General features: G+C 52.1%; 1 protein-coding gene. It reads right to left on the reverse strand.

Translation table 11 applies throughout. The annotated features are described in order from the left end of the window. Positions 1 to 817 (reverse strand): DEAD/DEAH box helicase (locus tag F7R02_RS25580; RefSeq protein ID WP_208789152.1); only part of this gene is annotated, 817 nt, incomplete at its 3' end. Between the last annotated feature and the right edge of the window lie 151 nt (positions 818 to 968).

Below are 968 nucleotides of genomic sequence, written 5' to 3' on the forward strand. Positions count from 1 at the left end.
GGCTGGCTGGCCTGCTCAACCGCGCCACGCTTGAACTCGGCAGTGAACTTCCTGCGCTTTGACATGAACACTCCTCATGGCCTTGATCGGCCTTCTTGTAAGTGTCCGTGAAAACGGGGGTGAACCCATTTCTATCCTTAGGAGAAGGACGCCAAAAAAGACCATCAATGCCCACAATATAGACGCAATAGGCCTCATTACCTTTTGCTTTGTAGATTGTGGAAAGCGTTACGGCGCCCTCCTCCTGGAACTCAGGGGCACCAAATGACTTCGCATGAATATTATTCACGCGAATTCGCCTTGCCATCAATCCTTCGGCGATGCCATTAAAGTAGAAGGAAGAATTTCGATCATCTGCGCAGATGACCAAAATGTCCTCGGGAGCAACACCGCCCGAATTGATATCCGCCTGGATCCGCGAAAGAACGAACTCAACCTCCTCCGCCGGCTTCTCAAAAACAGTGCACGATATAAGCTCATCGATGGATTCGGAGCCGATAGACGGAGGCGAGTTAGATTTGGGGCGATACACGGTGACCGAATGCCCCGCTGCAACGTCACCCTTAACCTCATAGCCAAAATCTTCCCAGTGCTCCTTAGACTCCAGCATCTGCACTACGCGATCCCCATAGATCCCAAATCCGATTGCATGTGCGCAAACAAGGATCTGTCTAGGATTTCGATAGCACTTGTGGAGAACGATCTCTTCCTCAAACTCAACGTGAGGTTGATTCACACCATCGGTACCGAACAAGCTGGCCGCGGTTGGTGTCTCGACGTCGAAAATGGTCTGGAAGACATCATAGGCTATGACCATCTTACCTTCCACTGCTAGCCTTAGGGAAGCTCTGAACAACGCACCACAGATACGCGACACTACCCGCCTCATCATGTAGAGGATCATCTATGCAGCTGACGTTCGGTGACGCTGAGGGCCTGGGCAAGCGCAAGCAGACCCGGCGCGAGAT

This window comes from Xanthomonas cissicola (genome assembly GCF_008801575.1).
In the GTDB taxonomy this organism is placed as follows: Bacteria; Pseudomonadota; Gammaproteobacteria; order Xanthomonadales; family Xanthomonadaceae; genus Xanthomonas; species Xanthomonas cissicola.